Origin of the sequence: Neobacillus paridis (genome assembly GCF_016765675.1) — a bacterium.
GTDB lineage: Bacteria > Bacillota > Bacilli > Bacillales > Cytobacillaceae > Neobacillus > Neobacillus paridis.
The window spans coordinates 1-507 of the sequence record NZ_JAESWB010000163.1; the positions used below are offsets into that span (position 1 = coordinate 1).

The window sequence follows — 507 nt, forward strand, 5'->3', positions numbered from 1 at the left end:
CTACACGCTGGTCAATCCATTGACCATGTGGCTGACTTTCGCCACTTTCGTCGGCTATGCGGTGATCTATACCATCATCCTGAAGCCGGCCACACCGCAAAACATTGTTATTGGCGGCCTGTCGGGCGCAATGCCGCCGGCACTGGGTTGGGCCGCGGTTGCCAATGATGTGCCGATGCAGGCCTGGATCCTGGTGCTGATCATCTTCATCTGGACCCCGCCGCATTTCTGGGCACTGGCCCTGTACCGGCGCGACGACTATGCGAAGTCCGGCCTGCCCATGCTGCCCGTGACCCATGGCATGAAGCTCACGCAGTTCCACATCTGGCTCTATACCATCGCGCTGGTCGCCACCACCATGCTGCCATATGCGGTGCGCATGAGCGGGCTGCTGTATCTGGCCAGCGCGGCCATCCTGGGTGCGATCTTCCTCTGGCATGCATGGCGTATCTACCGCCACTACAGCGACATCGTGGCCCGCAAGACCTTTGCCTATTCCATCATCTA

Annotated in this window: 1 protein-coding gene; it reads left to right on the forward strand. The window is 60.0% G+C overall.

Annotated features, from left to right (window positions below):
• Nucleotides 1–507, forward strand: a 507-nt coding sequence (locus JK635_RS28340) for a protoheme IX farnesyltransferase (RefSeq protein ID WP_202653529.1), incomplete at both ends; no start/stop codon positions are given.